At 39.9% G+C, this 23,278-nt stretch carries 20 protein-coding genes and 1 pseudogene; 7 read left to right on the top strand and 14 right to left on the bottom strand.

Annotated features, from left to right (window positions below):
• From ACWJAF_RS04110 to ACWJAF_RS04100, 3 genes are all read right to left on the bottom strand, one after another.
• Positions 1-133: TetR/AcrR family transcriptional regulator (locus ACWJAF_RS04110; protein ID WP_448862400.1), on the bottom strand; the 133-nt coding region annotated here is incomplete at its 3' end.
• 182 nt (positions 134-315) lie between these two features.
• Entirely contained in the window at positions 316-2,505 is a 2,190-nt protein-coding gene (nrdD, locus tag ACWJAF_RS04105; RefSeq protein ID WP_448862390.1) for an anaerobic ribonucleoside-triphosphate reductase, read from the bottom strand.
• Positions 2,506-2,873: 368 nt separating this feature from the next.
• On the bottom strand, positions 2,874-4,430 hold the full coding sequence (locus ACWJAF_RS04100) for a xylulokinase (RefSeq protein ID WP_448862389.1): 1,557 nt from the start codon (positions 4,428-4,430) through the stop codon (positions 2,874-2,876).
• 265 nt (positions 4,431-4,695) lie between these two features.
• Here ACWJAF_RS04100 and ACWJAF_RS04095 point away from each other — a divergent pair, with 265 nt between their 5' ends.
• Positions 4,696-5,742 carry a zinc-binding dehydrogenase gene (locus ACWJAF_RS04095; protein WP_296033688.1) on the top strand — a complete coding sequence of 349 codons (1,047 nt, stop codon included), beginning with the start codon at positions 4,696-4,698 and terminating at the stop codon, positions 5,740-5,742.
• A gap of 214 nt (positions 5,743-5,956) precedes the next feature.
• Here the strand turns inward: ACWJAF_RS04095 and ACWJAF_RS04090 are convergent, their stop codons facing one another.
• The 5 genes from ACWJAF_RS04090 to ACWJAF_RS04070 all read right to left on the bottom strand — a co-directional run bounded on the left by ACWJAF_RS04090 (position 5,957) and on the right by ACWJAF_RS04070 (position 12,162).
• Positions 5,957-7,135 carry an MFS transporter gene (locus ACWJAF_RS04090; protein ID WP_448862388.1) on the bottom strand — a complete coding sequence of 393 codons (1,179 nt, stop codon included), beginning with the start codon at positions 7,133-7,135 and terminating at the stop codon, positions 5,957-5,959.
• A 69-nt stretch (positions 7,136-7,204) separates the two neighbouring features.
• Positions 7,205-8,254: a 2-hydroxyacid dehydrogenase gene (locus tag ACWJAF_RS04085; RefSeq protein WP_448862386.1), complete on the bottom strand. Its 1,050-nt coding sequence runs from the start codon at positions 8,252-8,254 to the stop codon at positions 7,205-7,207.
• Positions 8,255-8,295: 41 nt separating this feature from the next.
• Positions 8,296-10,269: an oxidoreductase gene (locus ACWJAF_RS04080; protein ID WP_448862398.1), complete on the bottom strand. Its 1,974-nt coding sequence runs from the start codon at positions 10,267-10,269 to the stop codon at positions 8,296-8,298.
• Between the two features lie 14 nt (positions 10,270-10,283).
• A complete protein-coding gene (locus tag ACWJAF_RS04075) occupies positions 10,284-11,429 on the bottom strand; it encodes an iron-containing alcohol dehydrogenase (protein ID WP_448862385.1) in 1,146 nt (381 codons plus the stop codon).
• Positions 11,430-11,517: 88 nt separating this feature from the next.
• The gene (locus ACWJAF_RS04070; protein ID WP_296033696.1) at positions 11,518-12,162 is read right to left on the bottom strand and encodes a class II aldolase/adducin family protein; all 645 of its coding nucleotides are present in this window, start codon (positions 12,160-12,162) and stop codon (positions 11,518-11,520) included.
• A gap of 197 nt (positions 12,163-12,359) precedes the next feature.
• On the opposite strand from ACWJAF_RS04070, the gene ACWJAF_RS04065 reads away from it, so the two are divergent.
• Entirely contained in the window at positions 12,360-14,315 is a 1,956-nt protein-coding gene (locus tag ACWJAF_RS04065; RefSeq protein WP_448862383.1) for a BglG family transcription antiterminator, read from the top strand.
• Between the two features lie 143 nt (positions 14,316-14,458).
• Here the strand turns inward: ACWJAF_RS04065 and ACWJAF_RS04060 are convergent, their stop codons facing one another.
• Together ACWJAF_RS04060 and ACWJAF_RS04055 are read right to left on the bottom strand one after the other, a co-directional pair.
• A complete protein-coding gene (locus ACWJAF_RS04060) occupies positions 14,459-15,757 on the bottom strand; it encodes an MFS transporter (RefSeq protein ID WP_448862381.1) in 1,299 nt (432 codons plus the stop codon).
• Between the two features lie 243 nt (positions 15,758-16,000).
• Entirely contained in the window at positions 16,001-17,149 is a 1,149-nt protein-coding gene (locus ACWJAF_RS04055; RefSeq protein ID WP_448862380.1) for a hypothetical protein, read from the bottom strand.
• 483 nt (positions 17,150-17,632) lie between these two features.
• On the opposite strand from ACWJAF_RS04055, the gene rd reads away from it, so the two are divergent.
• The gene (rd, locus tag ACWJAF_RS04050) at positions 17,633-17,794 is read left to right on the top strand and encodes a rubredoxin (RefSeq protein ID WP_296034044.1); all 162 of its coding nucleotides are present in this window, start codon (positions 17,633-17,635) and stop codon (positions 17,792-17,794) included.
• Here the strand turns inward: rd and ACWJAF_RS04045 are convergent.
• Positions 17,791-18,459: a Crp/Fnr family transcriptional regulator gene (locus ACWJAF_RS04045; RefSeq protein ID WP_448862379.1), complete on the bottom strand. Its 669-nt coding sequence runs from the start codon at positions 18,457-18,459 to the stop codon at positions 17,791-17,793. The two genes, rd and ACWJAF_RS04045, sit on opposite strands and share 4 nt — an antisense overlap.
• A complete protein-coding gene (locus ACWJAF_RS04040) occupies positions 18,407-18,571 on the bottom strand; it encodes a hypothetical protein (RefSeq protein ID WP_448862377.1) in 165 nt (54 codons plus the stop codon). Before ACWJAF_RS04040 ends, ACWJAF_RS04045 begins: the two co-directional genes overlap by 53 nt.
• A 59-nt stretch (positions 18,572-18,630) precedes the next feature.
• Between ACWJAF_RS04040 and ACWJAF_RS04035 the strand changes: the two genes are divergently transcribed.
• Entirely contained in the window at positions 18,631-19,230 is a 600-nt protein-coding gene (locus ACWJAF_RS04035) for a flavin reductase (RefSeq protein ID WP_448862375.1), read from the top strand.
• Between the two features lie 38 nt (positions 19,231-19,268).
• Positions 19,269-19,691, top strand: a complete 423-nt coding sequence (locus tag ACWJAF_RS04030) for a bacteriohemerythrin (RefSeq protein ID WP_296034047.1) — start codon at positions 19,269-19,271, stop codon at positions 19,689-19,691.
• A 53-nt stretch (positions 19,692-19,744) separates the two neighbouring features.
• Here ACWJAF_RS04030 and ACWJAF_RS04025 read toward each other — a convergent pair whose 3' ends face one another.
• On the bottom strand, positions 19,745-20,596 hold the full coding sequence (locus ACWJAF_RS04025; RefSeq protein WP_296034048.1) for a 3-isopropylmalate dehydrogenase: 852 nt from the start codon (positions 20,594-20,596) through the stop codon (positions 19,745-19,747).
• Between the two features lie 464 nt (positions 20,597-21,060).
• On the opposite strand from ACWJAF_RS04025, the gene ACWJAF_RS04020 reads away from it, so the two are divergent.
• The gene (locus tag ACWJAF_RS04020) at positions 21,061-21,258 is read left to right on the top strand and encodes a hypothetical protein (protein WP_448862373.1); all 198 of its coding nucleotides are present in this window, start codon (positions 21,061-21,063) and stop codon (positions 21,256-21,258) included.
• A 66-nt stretch (positions 21,259-21,324) separates the two neighbouring features.
• Here the strand turns inward: ACWJAF_RS04020 and ACWJAF_RS04015 are convergent, their stop codons facing one another.
• Positions 21,325-22,899, bottom strand: a complete 1,575-nt coding sequence (locus ACWJAF_RS04015; RefSeq protein ID WP_448862372.1) for a phospholipase D-like domain-containing protein — start codon at positions 22,897-22,899, stop codon at positions 21,325-21,327.
• A gap of 192 nt (positions 22,900-23,091) precedes the next feature.
• Here ACWJAF_RS04015 and ACWJAF_RS04010 point away from each other — a divergent pair.
• Positions 23,092-23,241 (top strand): annotated as a pseudogene (locus ACWJAF_RS04010) (hypothetical protein); the annotation flags it as partial.
• Positions 23,242-23,278 lie beyond the last annotated feature (37 nt).

Genomic DNA, 23,278 nt, shown 5'->3' with positions numbered 1-23,278 from the left:
CCCTTGCAACACCTGCCTCGTCCACAATCTGACTGACAGTGGTGTTTTTATACCCCTGCTCCAAAAAGAGACGGACGCATACGGTCAGTATTTTCCTCTTTGTTTCGCTGCTGTCTCTTCGCAAATATATCACCTCTCTTTAAATATTTTAGTATTTATACTAATAATATCACAGCAAGTGCAAAAAGACAATATAAAAAGAGCCTGACGATTAATCGTCAAGCTCCATTTTTACTTTTGAAAACAATTCCTGTTACAAATACAATTGTGATTTTACACCACAGATTACTCCGCAGCAACGTTGCTCCCACATTTTTACAGATGAAGTACTCTGTCCTTAATCTCCTGTGTACGTCCCTGATTCCAGAACTGTGTTCCGATATATCCACAGGTTCTTCTTGCTACGAACAGTTTATCCTGATTCTGGTTTCCGCAGTTCGGGCACTCCCAGATCAGCTTACCGGATTCATCTTCCTTGATCTGGATCTCCCCATCGTAACCACAGCACTCACAGTAATCGCTCTTCGTATTCAGCTCTGCATACATGATATTGTTGTAAATATACTGCATAACAGAAAGTACTGCCGGAATATTATTCTGCATATTCGGTACTTCGATGTAACTGATTGCCCCACCTGGTGACAGCTTCTGGAAATCAGCTTCGAATTTTAATTTCTTGAATGCATCAATTTCTTCTGATACGTGTACATGGTAACTGTTTGTAATGTAGTTCTTATCTGTTACACCTTTGATGATGCCAAAACGTTTCTGGAGACATTTTGCGAACTTGTATGTGGTAGATTCCATCGGTGTTCCGTATACTGAATAACTGATGTTCTCTGCTTTTTTCCACTCTTCACATTTGTCATTTAACTTCTGCATTACTTTCATTGCAAATGGTCTTGCTTCCGGATCTGTGTGTGATTTGCCAAGCATACGTACACACATCTCATAAAGACCAGCATATCCAAGAGAAATTGTTGAATAACCATCAAATAACAGTTTGTTAATGGTCTCTCCCTTTTTCAGTCTTGCAAGTGCTCCATTCTGCCAGAGGATCGGAGCAACATCTGAGATTGTTCCAAGGAGACGCTCATGTCTGCAGCGCAGTCCTCTGTGGCACAGTTCCAGTCTCTCTTCCAGGATTTCCCAGAATTTATCCATATTTCCTTCTGAAGAACAAGCTACGTCTACCAGGTTGATGGTTACAACACCCTGATTGAAACGTCCGTAGAATTTATGGCTTCCATCTGGATTTCTCTGGCTGTCTTCTACTGTCAGGAATGAACGGCATCCCATGCATGGATATACTTCCCCGTTCTTCATCTCTTTCATGATCTTTGCAGAGATATAGTCCGGAACCATTCGTTTTGCGGTACATTTTGCTGCCAGCTCTGTCAGATGCCAGTATTTGGAATCTTCTGTAATATTATCCTCATCCAACACATAGATCAGTTTCGGGAATGCCGGTGTGATCCATACACCTTTTTCATTCTTAACGCCCTGCATTCTCTGGATCATTACTTCCTCAATGATCATCGCAAGGTCATCACGTGTTCTTCCCTCTTCTACTTCGTCCAGATACATAAACATAGTAACGAATGGTGCCTGGCCGTTACATGTCATCAGTGTGATCAGCTGATACTGGATCGTCTGGATACCGCTCTTTACTTCTTCTCTTAAGCGGCGTTCTGTTACTTTATTGATAATTGTCTCGTCTAAGCTTTCACCACATTCTTCACGCTCTGCAATTACATTTTTGCGGATCTTCTTACGGCTGATATCTACAAACGGTGCCAGGTGTGCCAGTGTAAATGACTGTCCACCGTACTGATTACTTGCTACCTGTGCAACGATCTGTGTCGTTACGTTACATGCCGTAAAGAAGCTATGTGGTTTCTCGATCATAGTTTCGCTGATAACTGTACCATTCTGAAGCATATCCTCAAGATTGATCAGATCACAGTTATGTTCCTTCTGAGCAAAATAATCCGAATCATGGAAATGAATAATTCCAGCCTCATGTGCCTGTACGATATCTGCCGGAAGAAGGATTCGTTTTGAAAGATCCTTACTTACCTCTCCTGCCATGTAATCACGCTGTGTAGAGTTAATTACCGGGTTTTTATTCGAGTTCTCCTGATTGACCTCTTCATTCATGTGATCCAGAAGCGCAAGGATCCCATTATCTGTTGTGTTGGTCTTTCTCATCAGTTCTCTTCTGTAACGGTAGCGCACATACTTCTGTGCAACCTCATAGCCACGCAGCTCCATGATACCAGTCTCCACCATATCCTGAATGTCTTCTACATTGACCGCATGAGTGGACTCCTGTATCTTCCTTGCAACATTATCAGCTACCGCCATAATCTGATACTCATTCATACGATGCAGCTTGTCAACTTCCCTGTTTGCACCTCTGATAGCATTAATGATCTTGTCTAAGTCGAAGGCTACTTCTTCGCCATTTCTCTTAATTACGTTCGTCTTTATTTCAACGTTCATGTTTATCCCTCACTTGTTGTTTTTGCCGATGTAGTATGTGCTCACCCTCAAATACTACTAAATATTGTTTTTTTCAACATCTTTTCGCACAAGATGTTGTGCACATAATATGATACTCTATAACAGGCAAAAAGGAAAGAGGTAATTTTGTTAAAATAAATGTTTGGAATGTGGTGGAAATTTTGGTGATATTTTTTTCGGGAAACAGGTTGCTTTTTTTATTTTATGGCAGATAAAGTGTGGCGCTAAATTAAGAATACTTAACAGTCTTTCCTTTATTATGAAAAAATAGTAATATATTCTTTATGCAATTTTAAAATTGCTGGTATAGATATACAACTCTATCCCAGCAATTTCTTCGTACAATTTTATAATTGATCTACTGTATTTTTCAATGCTTTCAGATCTGTATCCAGATGTTTGTACATTTCCACATAGTATGGATACAATTTATCATATGCTTCTACCCATTCTTCTACAGGTTCTACAATTTCATTTACTTTTATGATCTTCTCTGCTGCCTTGGTAAGTTCCGGAAATACTCCCACCTTATGTCCTACGATCAGAGCATCTCCAACAGGTACATCTCCTGATTTTTCATCCAGCAGATACACCGGAATATTTAACATAGATGCTTTGATCTGACACCAGGTCTTACTCTTTGCACCACCGCCACAGATACGGAGTACTTCCGCACTTGCTCCGGCTTCTTTTACCGTCTCCATTACATGTCTGAGCGCATAAGCCGTTCCTTCAAATACAGAACGGACCAGATCACTTCTCTTCATATCCATGCCCATTCCGATGAACATACCTCTTGCATATTCATTCCAGAGAGGTGCTCTTTCTCCTAACAGATATGGGAAGAAGAATAATCCGCCTGAACCTGGTTTTGACTCCAGCGCCAGTTCATTTAAATATGTATAGATGTTGAGATTATGCTCTTTTGCATAGGCGACTTCTTCTCCTGCCATTTTTTCGATGAACCATTTGAGCGCTGCACCACTTGTCTGGATTGGCGCGTCAAAAATCCATGGCATTCCATCAATTGTACATGGTTTTGTAACGACCGGAATATCCGGAGCACTCTTTACATCACTTCCTACAAATACCAGTGATGTCGTTCCTGAAGACTCTCCAGCCTCACCAAGTCTGCTCATACCTGTTGCATGCATAGATGCCATTGCATCACTACATCCTGCAATAACTGGAACTCCTTCCATCAATCCTGTTAATTCAGCTGCTTCTTCCGTTACAAATCCAATGATCTCATCTACCAGTCTCGGCTTTGGAAGTTTTTCATCCAAATCTACACCAATCACCTCTCCGATCTCTTTGGACCATTCCATTGTACTGATATCCAGACACTGTGTTCTGGTTGCCTGATCGATATCCATGGTCATCTTACCGGTCAGTTTGTAATTTATAAATGAGCTTGCCTGCAGGAAACAGGCTGTTTTTGCATATAATTCCGGTTCATGCTTTTTGAACCAGAGGATTTTATTTGGAAGGAATGCAACTGCAGGCTGCCCACCAACAATTTTTACGAATCTGTCAAATCCAATTGTATCTACTATATAATGTAACTCTTCTGCAGAACGGTTATCCTGATATGTCATTGCATTTCTCAACGGATTACCTTCTGCGTCTACCGGAAGCATGGTTACTGTATGCGAGCTGATAGAGATTCCCCTGATTCTCTTTACGATATCATGTCCTGCCTGCTCGGTAAGACTTCTGAATATATCAACTGTATTACTCCACCATTCATTCGCATCCTGTTCCTGCATATCCGGTCCAGGATTCATGAATTTACTTGGTCTGCTTGCTTCTGCAACAACCGTTCCGTCTTCTCCTAAGATAATTGCTTTTATATTTGTTGTTCCGCAATCCATGCCTAACAAATAATTCTCTACTTTTGCCATCTGAAAACTCCTCCGTTCATCTCTTTCTAACGTTTTCTTTTATTGATACTTTAAAGATAGCAAAATATTTTCTTTCACACAAAAGTATATTTTCCACATTATAACGGAAATTTTATGATTAATTTTGATATTTCTTTCACATTTATATCCATATTCCGCTATTTTGAATATTTTTGCCGTAACAATAAGGCAATATCCCGTTTGAATGTAACCTTATAAAGTCATTATACTGAACTTGTAAAGAAAACGAAAGGAGCTCATTATTATGAAAATGAAAGCAGCATTAATGTACGGACCTAATGATATCCGTGTAGAAGAAACAGAAAAACCAGCATGCCCGAAAGACGGACTTATCTTAAAGATCATGTCTGTAGGTCTTTGTGGTTCTGATATCCGTAACCTGACAACTGATTCCAGAAAAGGGGCTTATCCTTTTATCTATGGACACGAAATCGTAGGTTTCGTAGATGAAATTGGTTCTGAAGAAACAAAATATAAAGTTGGTGACAGATTATTCTTATTCCCTGGTACTTATTGCATGGAATGTGACGAATGTATCAGCGGCCACAGCGAGAACTGTTCCAATACAGCAGTTGCAAAACTTGCAGGAACCGGCGGTTTTGCCCAGTATGTAGCTGTAAGCGGAGAAAAGATCCGCCGCGGCGGTATCTATGAAATCCCGGATGACGTATCTTTCGATGCTGCAAGTCTTGGAGAACCTCTGACATCTGTATTTGCATGTCTTGAAAATGTAAAAGTTGGTTATCCTGATACATTAGTTATCATTGGTGCCGGCCCGATCGGATGCTTCATGGCACAGCTTGCAAAGATCCGTGGTGCTCAGAAAGTTATCATGATCGATATCAATGGTACGCGGCTTGAGATGGCCAAGGACTTTGGTGTTGACATCACAGTTAACAGTTCTGAAGAAGATCCAATTGAAGCAATTAAGAAACTGACTGGTGGAAAAGGCGCAGACAAAGTTATCTCTGCCACTCCTGTAAATGCGACTCAGACACAGAGTATCCACATGGTTAAAAAAGGTGGTCTTGTAGTATTCTTTGGTGGTGTTCCAAAGGGATCTATGACAGAACTTGACTGTAACCTGATCCACTACAATAACATCTGGATCAAGGGACACTTCGGTGCTTCTTACAGTCAGTCCAAACGTGCTTTCCAGCTGGCTATCTCTCCAACATTCCCAACTGAGAAGTTCATTACACATATCCTTCCACTCGATAAGATCAATGAAGGTATCGGCTTAACCAGAAGTGGTGAAGCAATCAAGGTTGTATTACATCCTTGGGACTAATTCATTTTCTTCCATAAATATATATTTTTATTCCCTTCCAACCGGCATATGAATGTTTTTCATTTCTATGCCGGTTTTGATTTGCTGCTTGACTTTATATTGCTTAACACAGAAGACCCCTGACCGGGTTCAGCAATCTCCGGTCAGGGGTCTTCTATTTAATATATTCAATTAGAGGTTAAACTATATGTCATGATCACTATTTTATTACTTTTTAGCCCTGTGAATCCAGTGCCTGTGCATCTGTTGTAGGTGCTTTGATCAGTGCTACAATACCGATTACTACTAATGCTACTGCAGATACGATAAATCTGTTTGCAATGTCATCTCCCAGCATATTAGCAACTGGGTTTACTACGTATGCAGAGATAAAGTTACCTACATTATATGTTGCAGATACGATTGCAATTGCCAGCGATGCCTGTGCTGCAGGTACCATATTGGCTGCAAATGTAACAGCTCCCGGGTTACGGATAGCAAATCCAAATCCTACGACTGCTGCACCAACACAGATAACCGGAAGGCTTGTTGAGAAACCAACCATTGCAGTTCCTGCTGCCATCATAAGGATTGATGCACCGATTGTAAAACGTTTGAATAATTTTACTGTATTACCAAGTACCAGTCCGCCTAAGATACCGATTACCTGCATGATAGAAGCAACAGTTCCTGCTGTACTTGCATCACCGATACCCTTACGATCAATGTACATAGCGATATTTGTATTAAATGTTGCAACGAAGATACCTGTGATCAGACACAGCGCTCCGAAGTAAATCATGCTACCGGAAATTCCGGCTTTTTCGCCAGTTTCTTCTTTCTGTACAACTTCTCCTTTTGGTACAGTCAGTGTTACGATCAGTACGATTGGAATACAGATCAGGAATACAAGGTATCCTCTTTTCCATCCAGCCATTGCTGTCAGCATACCTGAACCTTTTGCAATGATGGTTCCACCAATACTAACAAAGATAGACTGGAATCCCATAACTCTTGATTTTTCGATACCTGTAAAATAATCTGAGATCAAGGATGAACTAACTACTACTACCAGTGAAAGTCCTGCTCCAATGATAATACTTGCTACATAAAGCATCCATAACTGAGAATTCAGAACCTGTGGTACCAGTGCTCCTACCAGCATTAATATTGTACCGATCAAAGCAATGTCACGTTTTGTGATCTTCGATTCAAATGCAGGTTCGATCAACATCATAGGAAGTGTTGTCAGGTTGATAAGTGTCAGTACGATCTGAATAGCTGAGTCGCTTGCATCCGGGAAGAATTTTCCTACTTCTGCAAGAATCGGGGACAGCGCGCTATTACATGCCATTGTCAGGGACATTACAAGCAGACCCGCTGCAATGACCTTTTTGCTTTTTGTTGTTTCCATCTTATATCTCCTTTAGAATTTATTTCCCGATGCAGCCCATGGGCACTGATGGCCACACCGGGTATTTTCCTATCTTCTCCAAATATATTTTCTGTCTTCACCTTTCAGATAAGCCAGCACTTCCTGTGACATCATCTCACCTGACCAGTTATCTACATCTGTGGTAAGACCGGCCATGTGTGGTGTACATACTACATTTCTCATCTTTAATAATGGGTGATTTGCCGGTACTGGTTCCTGCCAGTATACATCAATTGCTGCTCCGGCAATCGTTCCATTCTGAAGCGCCTCTACAAAATCTTTCTGATCGATAACTGCGGCTCTTGCCGTATTGATTAAGATTGCAGTTGGTTTCATCTTAGAGAACCAGTCTTTATTAACCATTCCCTTTGTAGAATCAAGTACCGGGAGATGGATACTGACCATATCACTCTCACTGAGCATCGTATCAAGATCAACTGCTCTTGCTCCGTCTACCTCAATCTTCTCAGCAGGCATGTATGGATCGTATGCCAGAATTTCCATTCCGAACGCTTTTGCACGTACTGCAACTTCTCTTCCGATTGCACCGTATCCTGCGATACCTAATTTCTTGCCATATAATTCGAATCCAATACCATAATCTGTAAATGGATGTTTCTCATCTAATGGTCCGAATGTTACATTCTTTACATCCGGTACATTGTAAATGTCTTCTACCGGATCACCAGTATGCTCCCCTTTTGAAAGACCTGTACAGCTTAAAGTAAGCTTTCTTGCAACTGCAATCATCAGACCGATATTGAATTCTGCAACTGCTACTCTGTTTCTTCCTGGTGTGTAAGATAACTGAAGTCCGGCTGCTTTAATTGCTTCATTATCAACGGTAACCGGTGTTCCTTTTGCAACACCAATGAATTTCATTCCTGACTCTACCCATGTATTGATTGTGTCAGCTTTAGCGTTCTCATCACCGAGAACAACGATTTCATAACCTTTACATTCCTCACGGACCATTTCCTCTGTAACATTTCCCTTACCGTGTTTTAACTCTCCGGCAATCGTAATATCACAATATTCTTCGATCTCCTGTCTTCTCTTTTCAGGAAGTTGTGTACATAATACAAGTTTCTTTTTCATGATCTTCTATCTCCTTTATTCCTTAATGTATTCCCGGAATCTTATACAAGTAATGCAGAATAGTATCCTGTATTCATGGCATCATAAATCTTTCCAACCTTCTTACAATCACCAATCACATAATACTCATCTACCAGATCTGTAAGTTCATCTACCTTATCATACGGTGATCTGAATCCAAGAGCACAAACAACAGTATCTGCTTCTACGATGATCTCTTCTCCGTCTTTTTCACAAAGGACACCTGTCGGAATGATCTCTTTTACCTTCGTATTCACCAGACATGTGGCTGATTTAGCAACTTCCGGCATTAATCCTCCTCGGTAGAATGAATTTACTTCTTCTGCAATCACAGGTTTCATCTCTATGATTACGCATTCTTTTCCTTCATGATGGAATCCGATGGATGCTTCTGCTCCTACCAGTCCGCCACCCATGATGACAATTTTCTGTCCTAATTTTTCCGGATGTAATTCTGCATCAATTGCCATTACAACTTTATCAGAATCCAGACCTTTGATTGGCGGTCTGAGTTCGTTCGAACCGATTGCAACGAATAGTGCATCTGGCGCAAATTCTTTTACATATTCCGGAGTTGCTTCGGTATTCAGGAATATATTTACACCTGCTTTTTTGCATCTCTGTTCCAGCACACAGATTAATTTTCTGATATCTTCTTTAAAATATGCTGCTCCTGCCGGGTGCAGATTGCCGCCTAATTTGTCACTCTTTTCTACAAGCGTAACGTTATGTCCTCTGTTAGCTGCCGTAATTGCAGCTTCCATACCTGCCGGTCCGCCACCTACTATAAGAACTTTCTTTTTTGTTTTTGGTAATGGCCTTGGACATTTTTCTGCGAGCTGTTCTCCCATTGTCGGGTTAACCGCACATTTTACCATCTCCAGTTCACCGGTAGCTCCAAAACACTCATAGCATCTCAGACACGGCGTAATGTCCTCTGCACATCCATCATAAGCTTTCTTTGGGAGATACGGATCTGCAAGACTTGCTCTTCCGAGCTCAACTGCATCTGCCTGACCTGTTGCGATAATTTCTTCCATCTGCGCCGGATCATTCAGTGAGCCTACACAGGCAACAGGTGTCTTGACATGTTTTTTTATTTCTGCTGCCAGATATACATTTACCCCTCTTGGATAGAATGCCGATGGATGCGTTCTGCAGAACATATCTGGATCCTCATGGTTACCACAGGATACATTGATAAGGTCTACTTTATCATCAATCATCTCTGCAACTTTGATACAATCCTCCAGATTAAGCCCCTTATCTGTCATATCATCTCCGGATATTCTGGCCTCTATCGGGAACTGCGGTCCTACCGCTTTTCTTACTGCATCCAGTGCTAACAGGAAGAATCTTGCCCTGTTTTCCAGGGATCCTCCGAATTCATCCGTTCTTTTATTCCATACCGGTGAAAGGAACTGGGAGAATAACCATCCATGCGCTGCATGAACCTGAACCATGTCAAATCCTGTCTCTTTACAAAGTTTTGCTGCTTTTCCATAAGATTCTATAATCTCATAGACCAGTTCATTTGGCATCTCTTTTACATCTCCGGCAGGCATATGCATATCACTTGGTCCATATGCAACATTGCAGGTGTCCACATCCCCGCCGACACTTGCAAGTCCACCATACATTCCTCCATGAGATAACTGGATATTCGCATAGGCTCCCGCATTATGAATTGCTCTTGCGGCTTCCGTCATTCCCTGTCTTACACCAAACGCATCCAACTGAAGCTGTTTATTATGAGACTTTCCTGTTGCAGAATGTACAATTGCTTCCCCATATGTAACAACTCCTGCTCCGCCTTTGGCTTTTTCCTCCAGGTAAGCAATCATCTCCGGAGTAAAGTGACCATTCAGATCAATCATGCTCGGACTTGTCGGAGCGCAGATGATGCGGTTTTTCATCTTAATATTTCCGATACGAAGTGGTGAGAACAGATGCGGATAACATTTTCCGTGACCACCACACACTTTCTTTTCCATCATAACATTTCCTCTTATAATGCTTTCTTTAAAATTCCGATAACATCTTCTTTTGTTACACCCTGTTTTGGATTGAATCCGAGTACAGGCTCTTTTAATACATCCTCTGCAATCATTTCAAAATCTTTTTCTTCTACTCCAAGTTCTGATAAGGTCTTGATTCCGACTGTCTTTGTCATCTTAAGTAATTCTTTGGATAACAGATATTTGTCTTTTTCAAGATCTCCGCTCACCGGAAGATTGATTGCTTTTGCAAGATCTACCATCTTTTCCGGACAGCTGTCTGCATTATATTCCATAACATAAGGAAGAACTGTTGCATTTGCCACACCATGTGCGAGATGGAAATGTGCGCTCAGTGTATGTGCGATTCCATGTACCAGTCCAAGGTTTGCATTGGAGAATCCGAATCCTGCGATCAGGCATCCAAGCATCATTTTTTCTCTTGCTTCCATATCAGATCCGTTCGCTACTGCCTTCGGAAGGTATTCATGGAAGATCTGTAATGCTTTGATAGAATGATATTCTGTCAATGCTGTTGACATATTGGAAATATAGCTTTCCACTGCATGTGTGATCGCATCCATTCCTGTTGCTGCTGTAACACCGGCTGGCATAGTCTTTGTAAATTCAGGATCTGCAATTACTTTGTCTGCTACGATCTTATTATCGATGATTACATATTTACATACCGCTTTTGTATCTGTTAATGCTACAACATTGGTGATCTCACTGGATGTTCCTGCAGTTGTTGGGATTGCAATCAATGGCAATACTGGTTCTTTTACTAAGCCGATTCCACCGTACTGTCCAATCGGACCTGGGTTTGTCATCAGGATATTGACTGCTTTTGTAAGGTCAATACTGCTTCCACCACCTACTGCAACGAACACATCAATATTTTCTCTCTGTGCAATCTCTGCTGCTTCTTCTACAACTTCATTTGTAGGATTTGGAATTACTCCGTCAAATACGGTAACCTTTACATCTGCTTTTTCTACTTCTGCCAGTACTTTCTCAGCAATACCTGCCATCTTTACACCGGCATCGTATACAACCATTACATTTTTTGCTTTAAATTCTTTCAAGATTCTTGGCAGTTCTTTTGCTGCATCCTTTCCAAATGTAACATCACTGCTTACAAAAAATTCACTTGCCATTTTTTCGCTTCCTCCCTGTTTGCTATATTTCTCTTTTTGCGTTTCTTCTATAATTATTAATTTAAGGACTGTTACTTCGTAATATTTCTTATACTGCCTGGTCTGCTGCGATCAGTTCTTTCATTTTCTTAACTGCTTCTTCCGGCATTGGTTCGTATGTTCCAAGAAGTTTTGCATATAATGTTGTAACTGCCATCTCTTCTGTGTACTCTGTTGCTGCCATGGCTGATTTCATATTCTTTCCGCAGCAGAACATTCCGTGATTCTTGATCAGAACTGCTTTTCCGTCTTCTCCAAGTGCTTCTACAACCTTATCAGCAACTTCATCGCTTCCTGGCATTGTAAATGGAACGACTCTGACTGGTGTAAATTCACACTGTGGAGGTGTGATTGGTCTTAACTCTTCTGCATCACCCATTGCAAGGATTGTTGCGTTCATTGCATGTGTATGTACGGTAGCTTTTACATCCGGTCTTGCTCTCATAACTGCTGTGTGCATTGGAACTTCTGATGAAGGTTTGTAATTTCCTTCCAGCCATTTACCATTCAGATCAACAATTGCAATATCTTCCAATGTCATTCCTTTGTATGGGATTCCGCTTGGTGTGATAGCAACTACATCGTCCACATCATCACGCATTGCAATGTTTCCTGATGTTCCTTTGATCAGTCCCTGCTCAACTGCCTCTAAGATTGCATCTAATACCTGTCTTCTAATGTTTTCATATTTCATAGTTTGTGTCCTCCTCTTAACTTTTCTTAACTTTCTGACCTCATTTTAATCTTCTCTTTCTCTCTTATCAAACGAGTTTTTTCCTCTTCAAAGCGGAAATTTTTCTTTGTTTTATATTTAACGTTCCCTTGACATCCGTTCTTTTTCTAAATATGATGAACTATATACTTTTGTTTTTCCTATAAGAGGAGGAAATTATGAACGATTTATCATTATCACTAAGACAGCGGAAGCTGATCCACTATTTACAGCAGAAAAATGGGGTGTATACGACAGGTGAAGAACTTGCCGGTCATCTTCATGTCTCTGCAAGAACTATCAGAAACGATATTAACGAGCTGAATCAGACATTAAATGAAAGCGGTGTTCGGATTACCTCAAAGAGAAGTTCCGGATACCTTCTGGAAGCGGATGATGAACAGAATCTAAAAAAGCTGAGTCAGTCCAGCAATTCATTCCTGTCCCGGGACGAAAGAGTACGGCACATTGCATTCCGGCTCTGCCTCTCTGATACCCCGATTAATCTGTACGATCTTGAAGATGAGATGTACATCAGCCGCACAACACTGGAGCATGATCTTCATGGTCTCCGCCGGAAATATATCCTTCCTGACCCGCATATTACTTTTTACCGGCACAGGAATCATATCCAGTTTGAAAAAGACGAACGGAAACGTAGAATCATCCTGAACCGTCTTTTTTCGGAAAACTGGAATTATAACGCACGTGGAAATGCTTTCTTTCAATATCAGTATATGGATGAACGCATTGTAAATCAGATTATGCATGAAGTGAATTTTTATATGGCCAAATATAATATTATGATGGAAGATGTTAATATGGTTACATTAGATCTTGCAATTGCTATCATGTACTACCGCATTACATCTGGCCATGAACTTACAGATATCATCAGTTATGACTACCGTGATGCCACAGCTGTCCATGCTGTAAATGATCTTTTGGACTCTCTGGAAGAAAAACTGGATTGTCGTTTTTCTTCTATTGAACGTCAGGACATCCATCTGTTGGTTTCCTGCGGCCGGCTTATAGATGCCAGTCTGTTGAATTTTGCATCTGTATCAAACTTTTTTGATCCTGCCATCATACAATTAACAGACGATTATATCCGTTACATCAATCAAAACTACCAGATTGACTTTTCAGAAGATGAAGATTTTTATATTACAATTCTTCAGTATTTCCGGTATTTATCACTGCCACTTCATTATTTCAACCGTATAGATACGCATTTTGATGTGGCACGTACAAAATTTTTGATTGAGTTTGAGATTGCATTTGCCTTCCAGCCATTTGCTCTGGATTATTATGGATTCTATCTGGATTATACAGAGATTTTATATCTGGCTTTTTGTATCTCCGGTGCTATGGCACACATGAAACAGGCCTCCCCAAAACTAAGGACTGTTATCATGTGTCATCTGAACCTCCCATCTTCCTGGGAATTAAAGCACCAGATTTCCAGCCGGTTTGGTGATTACATTGACATTACAGCTTTACTTCCGGTATATGCAAAAGACTCTTATGATTTCAGCAAAGTAGATCTGGTTGTTACAACTGCTAATAAAGAAATTACGCAAAGCCCAAATTGTAAGACGCTGCTGATCTCACCTTTTTTGAATTATAAAGACCAGGAAAATCTGGAACGCCTGATCCAGCAGGAACAGCTTCAGCATCTCTATTCCCCAACATTGCCATCACTGCACGATCTTCTCTCCGCTGCATTCTGGCACGAACGGGTTACAAACGATGATTACTTCTCTGTAATAGAACTTCTTGCTAACGACTTTATCCAGAACGGTTATGTCGATTCTGAATATCTGACAGAAGTCTTCCGCCGGGAGTCTATTTTTACCTTTGCGTTCCAACCAAGCGTTGTTCTTGTGTATTCAACGGTTCCAAGTACACGCACATGCCTGTCTATTGCTACTTATGAACACCGGATCAAGTGGAATACTTATAAAATCCGTACCGTAATTATGGCTGCCATCCGGCCAGAGGACAAAACACTTATTTTCAGATTGATCAATGAATTATATTCGGATCAGATCAATCCGAACGACACACGTTTTCTGAAAACCAGGAAAGAATTCATCGAGTTTTTTGATCATATAGAATGTCCTGAAAATTAATTTATCTCAGATTTTCCCAGAGTGTGTTTAAAAAACTGCGTGGATTTTGACTGTCATCAAATCCTTATGTACAAAAAAAGCACCTGGTATCAGGAAACTCCGAGCGAAGTGAAAGCTCCTGATACCAAGTGCTGATTTTTCTGTTATTTATTCATTAATTCCGGGTGTTTTAATTTATCCCATTTTCCTTCTTCTGTTTTTGCAACAATAATAATATTGATGATAAACAGACATAAGTATACTACGTATGCTCCTGTCAGACTTCCTGTCAGCTTCATAACTGCTGCATTTACCACAAAGTTCAGACAACCAATACAATAATTGATTGGGAATATCACACCATTTACCTTTGGATAATCCAATACTCCGAAGATGGATGCCGGGAATGATAATGACATATTCGTACTTCCTCCAAGTGAAAATCCTACGATAAAGATTGACACATAGACCAATGGAAGCCAGAAAGAAGCAAGTAAATTACATACAATTCCCAAAGCAAAGATACCGCAGTAGATCATACAGGCTTTCTTTGTACCTATCTTCGTATCCAGATAGCCAATCGCATAACTTCCGATAATACCGATCAGTCCGGCAACTGTCATCGCTGATACTGCTGCTCCCTGGGAGAGACCAAGCGCTGTGTTACGTTTTACAAACTGTGTAATAATTCCTAACAAGCCAAGTGTAATAAATCCAGGAACAATCGCTGCAAGCCATACTTCTTTACATTTTAACATCTTTGGAATTGTCCAGTCACTGACATATTCCTCATGTTCTGCCAGATGCTTATACTCTTTTTCGTATACTTCTTTTGTTACATTGTCCGGATACATTCCAGCATCTCTCGGATCGTCACGAAGTTTTACATATGCATAGATTCCTAATACTACAGCCGCAATCGCAAATACTGATAAACTTGTTTTATAGCCTCCCAATGTCAGAAGTGCTGTCATCATTGGTGCAAGAATCGCAGTACCTATATTTGCCCCAATCGTACTGATGCCATTGACTACTCCTCGTTTTTTCGGGAACCAGTCTGACTGCATCGGTCCGGTACAAAGGTAAAAACATCCCTGTCCACAGCTAACCATAATACATTGTGCCAGTGCATACATTACAATATTTGTTGCACGTAAAAACAGAAAATAGAATGTAAGTCCAAATATAACAAATAATGCCGCACTTACCTTTCTTCCACCAAACCGGTCTCTGAATTTCGCTATTACCAACATCATTGCAACTCCAACGAATCCGGCAACCGTTCCCATACTCAGACATAATTCATAATTTAATCCCGATCCTTCTGAGATCGCAGGCAACGCTATATTCAGTCCGTCATTTACCCCAGCATTTGTTACCAGCATTGCAAGAATGGCAAATATCATCAAATGCCAGCCCTGTCCCAGATTAAAGCTCTCTTTAATCGTCATCTTTTTTTCCATAATAACCACACATCTCCATAGATAAATCTTAAATCATTTTCATAAATTTTCTTTTGTAGTCTTTTAGATGCATCTTTTTCCGACCAATTTTTCTATAAATAATGTACATCTTTTGATACAATCTCTTCAACTGAGATTTTTCCGCTTTGATATGGAAATTTTAAATTGAATTGATAGTTATTTATCAATATGTATGGACTATGTGGCTCTCTGTATATCACGGTCTACTTCATTTATATTCGTTTATTTTCCATTTTCCATCTCTCTTATTAGCTCTCTTTGATATTCCAGATCTTCTGTACTTCGTATCCACTCGCTCATTCGACCTTCTTGATTCAGCTTTCGGAATAATATGTTTATCTTTTCACTTGTTACCTCTACTTCTTTTCTTAGTTCTTCCTTCACCTCTTCTTCTGCCTTTTTTCTTGCCTCTTCTTCTGCCTTTTTTCTTGCCTCTTCTTCTGCCTTTTTTCTTGCCTCTTCTATTTTTTCTCTTAGTTCTTCCTTCACCTCTTCTTCTGCCTTTTTTCTTGCCTCTTCTTCTGCCTTTTTTCTTGCCTCTTCTATTTTTTCTCTTAGTTCTTCCTTCACCTCTTCTTCTGCCTTTTTTCTTATCTTTTCTCTGTCCTCTTCGCTTACCTGCGCAAACACTCTTGCTTTCATTTCCGGACTTGCTTTTTGTATTGCTATGTCAAATAAAATTTCGTCTGCTGACCGCACTCCTAACACCTCCTTAAATTTCTTCTGATTCGCATCCGTTACTGTTTTCATTACTGAACGGTACAACGGATTCTTTCGATTATGCAAATATACAGACATAAGATCATGTATCTTGTCATTTTCTAACTGATCTGTAAGACTGCTCAGCCACAGATTCTTTTCTTTCGACAACCTGTTGGTTACCAGAATCTGTATTGGAAATATATCTCCCTCCACATAATAAATCCCTTCTTCTTCCTTTCGAATCTTATATCCACGTTCCTTTGTCAGATGCTCGATTACTTTTCTTGGATACTTCTTGCTTACCAGACTTATCGTTATATCATCTATTGCTATACTATTCGCTTCCTCGGAATCTGCTTTGTAAAAACATGCATATCCATATACTTTATAAAAGTCATCAATTCCCATGTAGTCTGTTGGACTTTTATATTCCAAGACATTATTTCCCCTGAATATTTTTCCGATATTTTTATAAATCGACACATTCTCTACTTTTTTAAGTATCAATAAATCAATTTGCATCGGCTTCTTGGATAACTGGTATTCAGATTCAAATTTTAGTTTTTCCCGTTCATCTTCGAATTCAATCTTTGTTGCTGCTACAAAAGCCGGATGCCACTGTATCTTCTGCACATTCTCATTGTCTTTGTTCTTCCATCTTCTCTCCATATATCAGATCCTCCTTATGCAATTGTACGGAGTCTCCTTTTTCAGAAAACTCCTGCTGTTGAAATGTGAAATAAAGCATGAATTTTCTGAACTGACAGGCTTTTGCCTGCTTATGATTTGCTTTTTGAATTATATAATGTGAGTACCCATCTTTGTTTTGGTATACTCATATCACTATATTTAAGAGTTAATAGAAAATATGCTTTTGTTTATACTATCATACCCACTTTATGAATGCAATACCTTTTACCGTACAGCAATGCTCAAGTGGGTACTACATTTCTCTTTTTTCATATTTTTCTTTGATTTTCGTAACATTTGTTACGAAATTGTTCTTAAAAATCCCCTATACTGTAATCACAACATAAGTTGTACAACACACTCAACACAAACCCGGTTACACAGACAACTGATTGTACATGATACTTTCTCAGTCTTGTAATCCTGAATATCTAAATTTATAAAACAAAGGAGATTTTAACTATGAAAAAATATGTATGTGAACCATGTGGCTATGAATATGATCCAGCGATCGGAGATCCTGACAACGGAATCGAACCCGGAACAGCTTTTGAAGATCTGCCGGAAGACTGGGTATGTCCAATCTGTGGACTCGGTAAAGATGTATTTGCCCCTGAAGATTAATCTTCTTCCTGCAGGCGGTCGTAATCTAAGATTTCAATCACTTTACGATTCACAATCCGAATGATTCCTCCCTCCTGCAGGTTCAGAAGCATCCGGGATAAGGATGGTCTTGTAGTATTCAGATATGCTGCCAGATCTTCCCGGTTCATTTGTAACTTTACCCGGTAATCCGGGTTACTGTTTTCCAGCAGGTACGCTGCTACCCTCTGGCGGAGATTTCCACTGGTAAGGACTTCAATCTGATGGTTATGTTTATCTGCTTTTTCGGCAAAAAGCTGGAGCATATTGAAGACAACTTTACTGTGATGTACACAATTTCTTTCGCATCTACCTCCGAAGAAACTCTGTGAAACTTCCAGAACAGACACTTCTTTTTTCGCTCTGGCATAACCCGAATATGCAGACTGGCGCAGAAACATTTCGACTTCGCCAAATTCCTCACCCACCGTAACACGACTGATTCTTGTAACCTTACCATTCAGGTTAATGCTTCCAAGCTCAATTTCTCCTTCCAGAACAAAATATAATTTCTTTGGAGCATCACCCTGCTGGAAAATGTATTCATTTTTCTTATACTTCCTGACTGTGGCCTGTGAACAGACCAGACTTTTCTTAAGTTCTTCTTCTGTCAGGTTGTGGAAGATCTGTAACTGTTGTAACTGCATAAGATACCCTTTCCTTCTGGCATATATCGCATTTTCTACCCGCAATGCCATAGATGACTTTCAGATGTTTTGCTACACGAAGAATGATTCTTATAACCATTCTGTAATACATTCAATGCTCTAATTATAGTCCTGCGGGAAATTGGTTTCAATGAAAAACGAGGTGATTTTATGAACAAAAAAGCAATGTATAATCTGACTTATGGTTTATTTATCCTGACTGCCAAAGACGGTGACAAAGACAACGGCTGTATCGTGAACACTGTAATCCAGGTGACGACTTCGCCGAACCGGATTCTGGTCGCTGTAAACAAAGGTAATTTTACTCACGATATGATTCTCAAAACCGGAGAATTCAACGTATCAATATTATCTGAGCAGGCAGATTTTTCCACTTTCCAACATTGGGGATTCCAAAGTGGGGCAACGGTTGATAAAACGATTGGTATCTCTTATGAACGTGCAGCCAACCAGATCATCTATCTTACTAACCAGACAAATGCTTATATCAGCGCCAAAGTCATCTCAGCTACCGACCTTGGAAGCCACACCTTGTTTCTTGCAGATGTGACAGATGCAGATACTTTATCATCTGATCCTTCTGTAACCTACACCTACTACCAGAATCATATCAAACCTGCTCCGGAAAGCAGCAAAAAAACTGGGTATGTCTGTACTATATGCGGATATATTTATGACGGCGATCCCCTCCCGGAAGATTTCATATGTCCGATATGTAAGCACCCCGCTTCCGATTTCAAACCGTTATAATTAGTACATACAATACACCATATACAGGAGGAATTACTATGAATATCACATTTGACGATAATTTAATCACAGGCAATAAAACAATCGATGCACAGCATCAGGAACTCATCGACCGTATCCAGCAGTTTGTTACTGCCTGCGAATCCGGTGACACGAAAGTAAAAGCAATCAAGATGTTAGACTACCTTGATGAATATACAAATTTCCATTTTCAAGAAGAGGAAGAACTTCAAAAATCAGTCAACTACCCTGAACTTGCCAATCACCATGCCAAACATGAAGAATTCAAAAAATCTATTCAGGAATTATATGATTTTCTAAATGAAAATGAAGGTCCTAATGAGCAATTCATCCAGCAGGTTAAACGTAACGTTGTAGACTGGTTATTCCAGCATATCAAAACGTTTGACCGTTCCGTTGCCGAGTATATTCATTTGACGGATAATGTTGAGAGATTATAAATAGCCAGACGCATCTAACAAGTAGAATATATCTGTTAGATGCGTTCTCTATTTTATATAATCCCTTTTTCTTCCAACTCTATTATCAGCTTTTTCTGATATTCATAATCAGAAGTTGCTTTAATCAAATCGTCCATTCGTCCTTCTTTTATTAAGATACGATTTAATGCATTTATCTTTTCTTCTTTTATCTCTTTACATATTTCCACCAATATTTCATCCGCAGATTTCACGTCATTTTCCTCCTTAAATTTATCTCTATTGGCATTTGTTAATGTTTTCATAACCGATCTATATAAGGGATTATTTCTATTTTTTAAATAAATTTTCATAAGATTCTGTATTCTATCAATTTCTATCTGGTCCGTAAGACTGCTCAACCACAGATTCTTTTCCTTTGATAGTCTGCTTGTTACCAGAATTTGTATTGGAAATATATCTCCTTCCACATAATAAATCCCTTCTTCTTCCTTTCGAATCTTATATCCACGTTCCTTTGTCAGATGCTCGATTACTTTTCTTGGATACTTCTTGCTTACCAGACTTATCGTTATATCGTCTATCGCTATACTATTCGCTTCTTCGGAATCTGCTTTATAAAAACATGCATATCCATATACTTTATAAAAATCATCAACTCCCATGTAGTCTGTCGGGCTTTTATATTCCAGGACGTTATTTCCCCTGAATATTTTTCCGATATTTTTATAAATCGATACATTCTCCACTTTCTTAAGTATCAATAAATCAATCTGCATCGGCTTTTTGGATAACTGATATTCCGATTCAAATTTTAATTTGTCCCGTTCATCTTCGAATTCAATTTTTGTTGCCGCTACAAACGCCGGATGCCATTGTATCTTCTGTACAGTCTCCTTCTCTTTGTTCTTCCATCTTCTCTCCATACATCGGATCCTCCTTATGTAATTGTCCGGAGTCTCCATTCCCAGAAAACTCCTGCTGTTAAAATGTGAAATAAAGCATGAATTTTCTGAACCGCCAGGATCTTACCTGCTTATGAATTGTTTTTTGAATTATATAATGATAGTAACAATCACTTTTTTATGCGCCGCATCATTATATTTAAGAGTTAATAGAAAATATGCTTTTGTTTATATTAGCATATCTTTACTTCATGCGCAACACCTTTTATCTTCTCTTTACTGTATTTTTCTTGTCTTACATGATACACTAAATTTATACTTAAAAACATCAAAATATTTATTAGATAAATTCCCCAGAAATTTCGAAAGGATCCAATCACATGGTACAATTAAATGATAATGCCATCACCTATATGAATCACCGTGGCTTTCACAACATCATTCTTTCTATAGAAAAGATAACCAGCTGATGTGCCCCTCCACGCTTGGAGATATCGGTAGGTTTTACCGATAAAGAAAAAGAAGAACTTCTCTCACAAGGTTATACCTGCGAGAAAAGTCCTCTTGGAAATGTTTATTATCAATCAGAAGGAATCATTATAAATGATGATATTACTATTAATTATATGGAATATCCCTGGATTACCTGCTTTGAAGTAGAAGGGCTGTCTGTTGCCAGATAATGCAACAGACAATCCACTATTTGTGATATAGCTTCCGGTTCTTTCCCATCCATTATTCTCTTTTTCCTACAAAAGCTCCGCAAACAGCCGCAGGAACAACTGTCCCAGTCTCAGGCTCGCACTTCGTCCCGACTTATACTTCTCTGTTACTTCCCTGCACTGTCCAAATGTCTGCTCCATGTCATCCCGGATCTCCGTGACCACATCACAGTCCGCCATAAAGCATCCATTTTCAAAATGATGGTACAGACTTCTGTAATCCAGATTGATCGTTCCACAGGTTGCCATGCAGTCATCGGCAACGCTCATCTTGGCATGACAGAATCCTGGTGTCCATTCATAGATTCTTACGCCATCCTGTACCAGGTTGTGATAGAACGATCTGGTAATGCTGTAGATCAGTTTCTTATCCGGAATTCCCGGCGTGATGATTCTTACATCTACACCACGTTTTGCTGCCAGAGACAAAGCATGTGTCATCTCATCGGTAATAATCAGATACGGCGTCATAAACCAGCAGTATTTTTCTGCTTTATTCACGATGCTGATATACACATCTTCGCCGACCTGAATCCCATCCAGCGGACAATCCGCATATGGCTGGATATATCCTTTCTGCACCGCCTGATACGGATGCTGCTCCAGATATTTTTTCCGGCTCTCCAGATCAAAGGTATCTTTTTCAATCTTCTCTTTCCCGGAAGCCTCCCACATTTCCAGAAATGCTGCCGTAAGCGATGTAACCGCATCTCCTTCCAGACGGATTCCGGTATCTTTCCACTCTCCGTATGGATGCGTATAGTTAAAATATTCATTTGCCAGGTTATAACCACCCGTATATCCAACCTTTCCATCGATAACTGTAATCTTCCTGTGATCACGGTTATTCAGGAACATATTAAGTCCAGGAAGCAGCGGATTAAATACCCGGCACGCAATTCCTTTTGCCTCCAGCTTTCTGGCAAAATTCAGATTGACGAATCCAATGGAACCCATATCGTCATAGAATACACGGACCTCTACGCCAGCCTTTACCCTATCCTCCAAAACGGCCTGGATCCGGCTCCACGCATACTCATCCTCGATTGCATGGTATTCCATAAAAATAAAATGTTCTGCCTTCGCAAGATCCACAAGCTGGGATTCCAGCCCCTTAACCGCCTCGTCAAAATATTTCACGTCTGTATTCTGGTAAACCGGATATCGTGCGATTCCTTTTATATATGTAGAAACATTGCCAGCTTTTGGATCTTCTTCTTTTAGTCTGTCCAGTATCTCCTCATTCTGTGGAAGCATCGGAAGAAGCTTATCATCCAGCACCTTATAACGCATCCGCATCTTCTTCGTTCCGCCATTCATACCAGTCATCAGGTACAATGCTACACCGAGAATCGGAAATGCAAGGATCAGTATGATCCACGGCGTCTTCATCGACGATGTCTCATTCTTTCCATAAATTTTCAAAACCAGGATAAATCCGACCAAACGGGTCATATTATCGATCACTACCGCATATTCATTGAGTCCATTGAATATGCCGACCAGGAAGATTACTTCTAATAATATAGAAAGGACTGAAAATACCAGTCTCTTAACCCCGTTCTGCGATTTCTTTTTCCCTTCCAGCGTATGACTGCTCATCTTATCACCCTTTTTCCTTATTGCAATCTGCAGCTTCTGATGAAGATACAGATTTACAGTATTTTGTTAAATATAATTATCCTATCACGAAGAAACATAAGACTCAAGTACCTACATATTTATTTCTAGCCGACATAGGCACCAATTACATAATACAGAAAATATGCGGAGACGAATTCATCCAGACATTTACCTATTGTCTGCGAAGGCGTAGAGACGGAAGAAATCGCTGAATTTTTGAAGAATGAGGGCTGTGATGAGATACAGGGGTTTTTGTATTACCGGCCGATGTGCAGGGAGGATTTTGAGAAGCTGATGAGCATGAAATATTCCCACATTTAATATCTGTTATGTAGAAACTCCCTTCCGGATAGACCTT

It is taken from the genome of Dorea sp. (genome assembly GCF_977044405.1).
The sequence above is the reverse complement of the archived record's forward strand: the minus strand, read 5'-3'. Positions and strand labels throughout refer to the sequence as shown.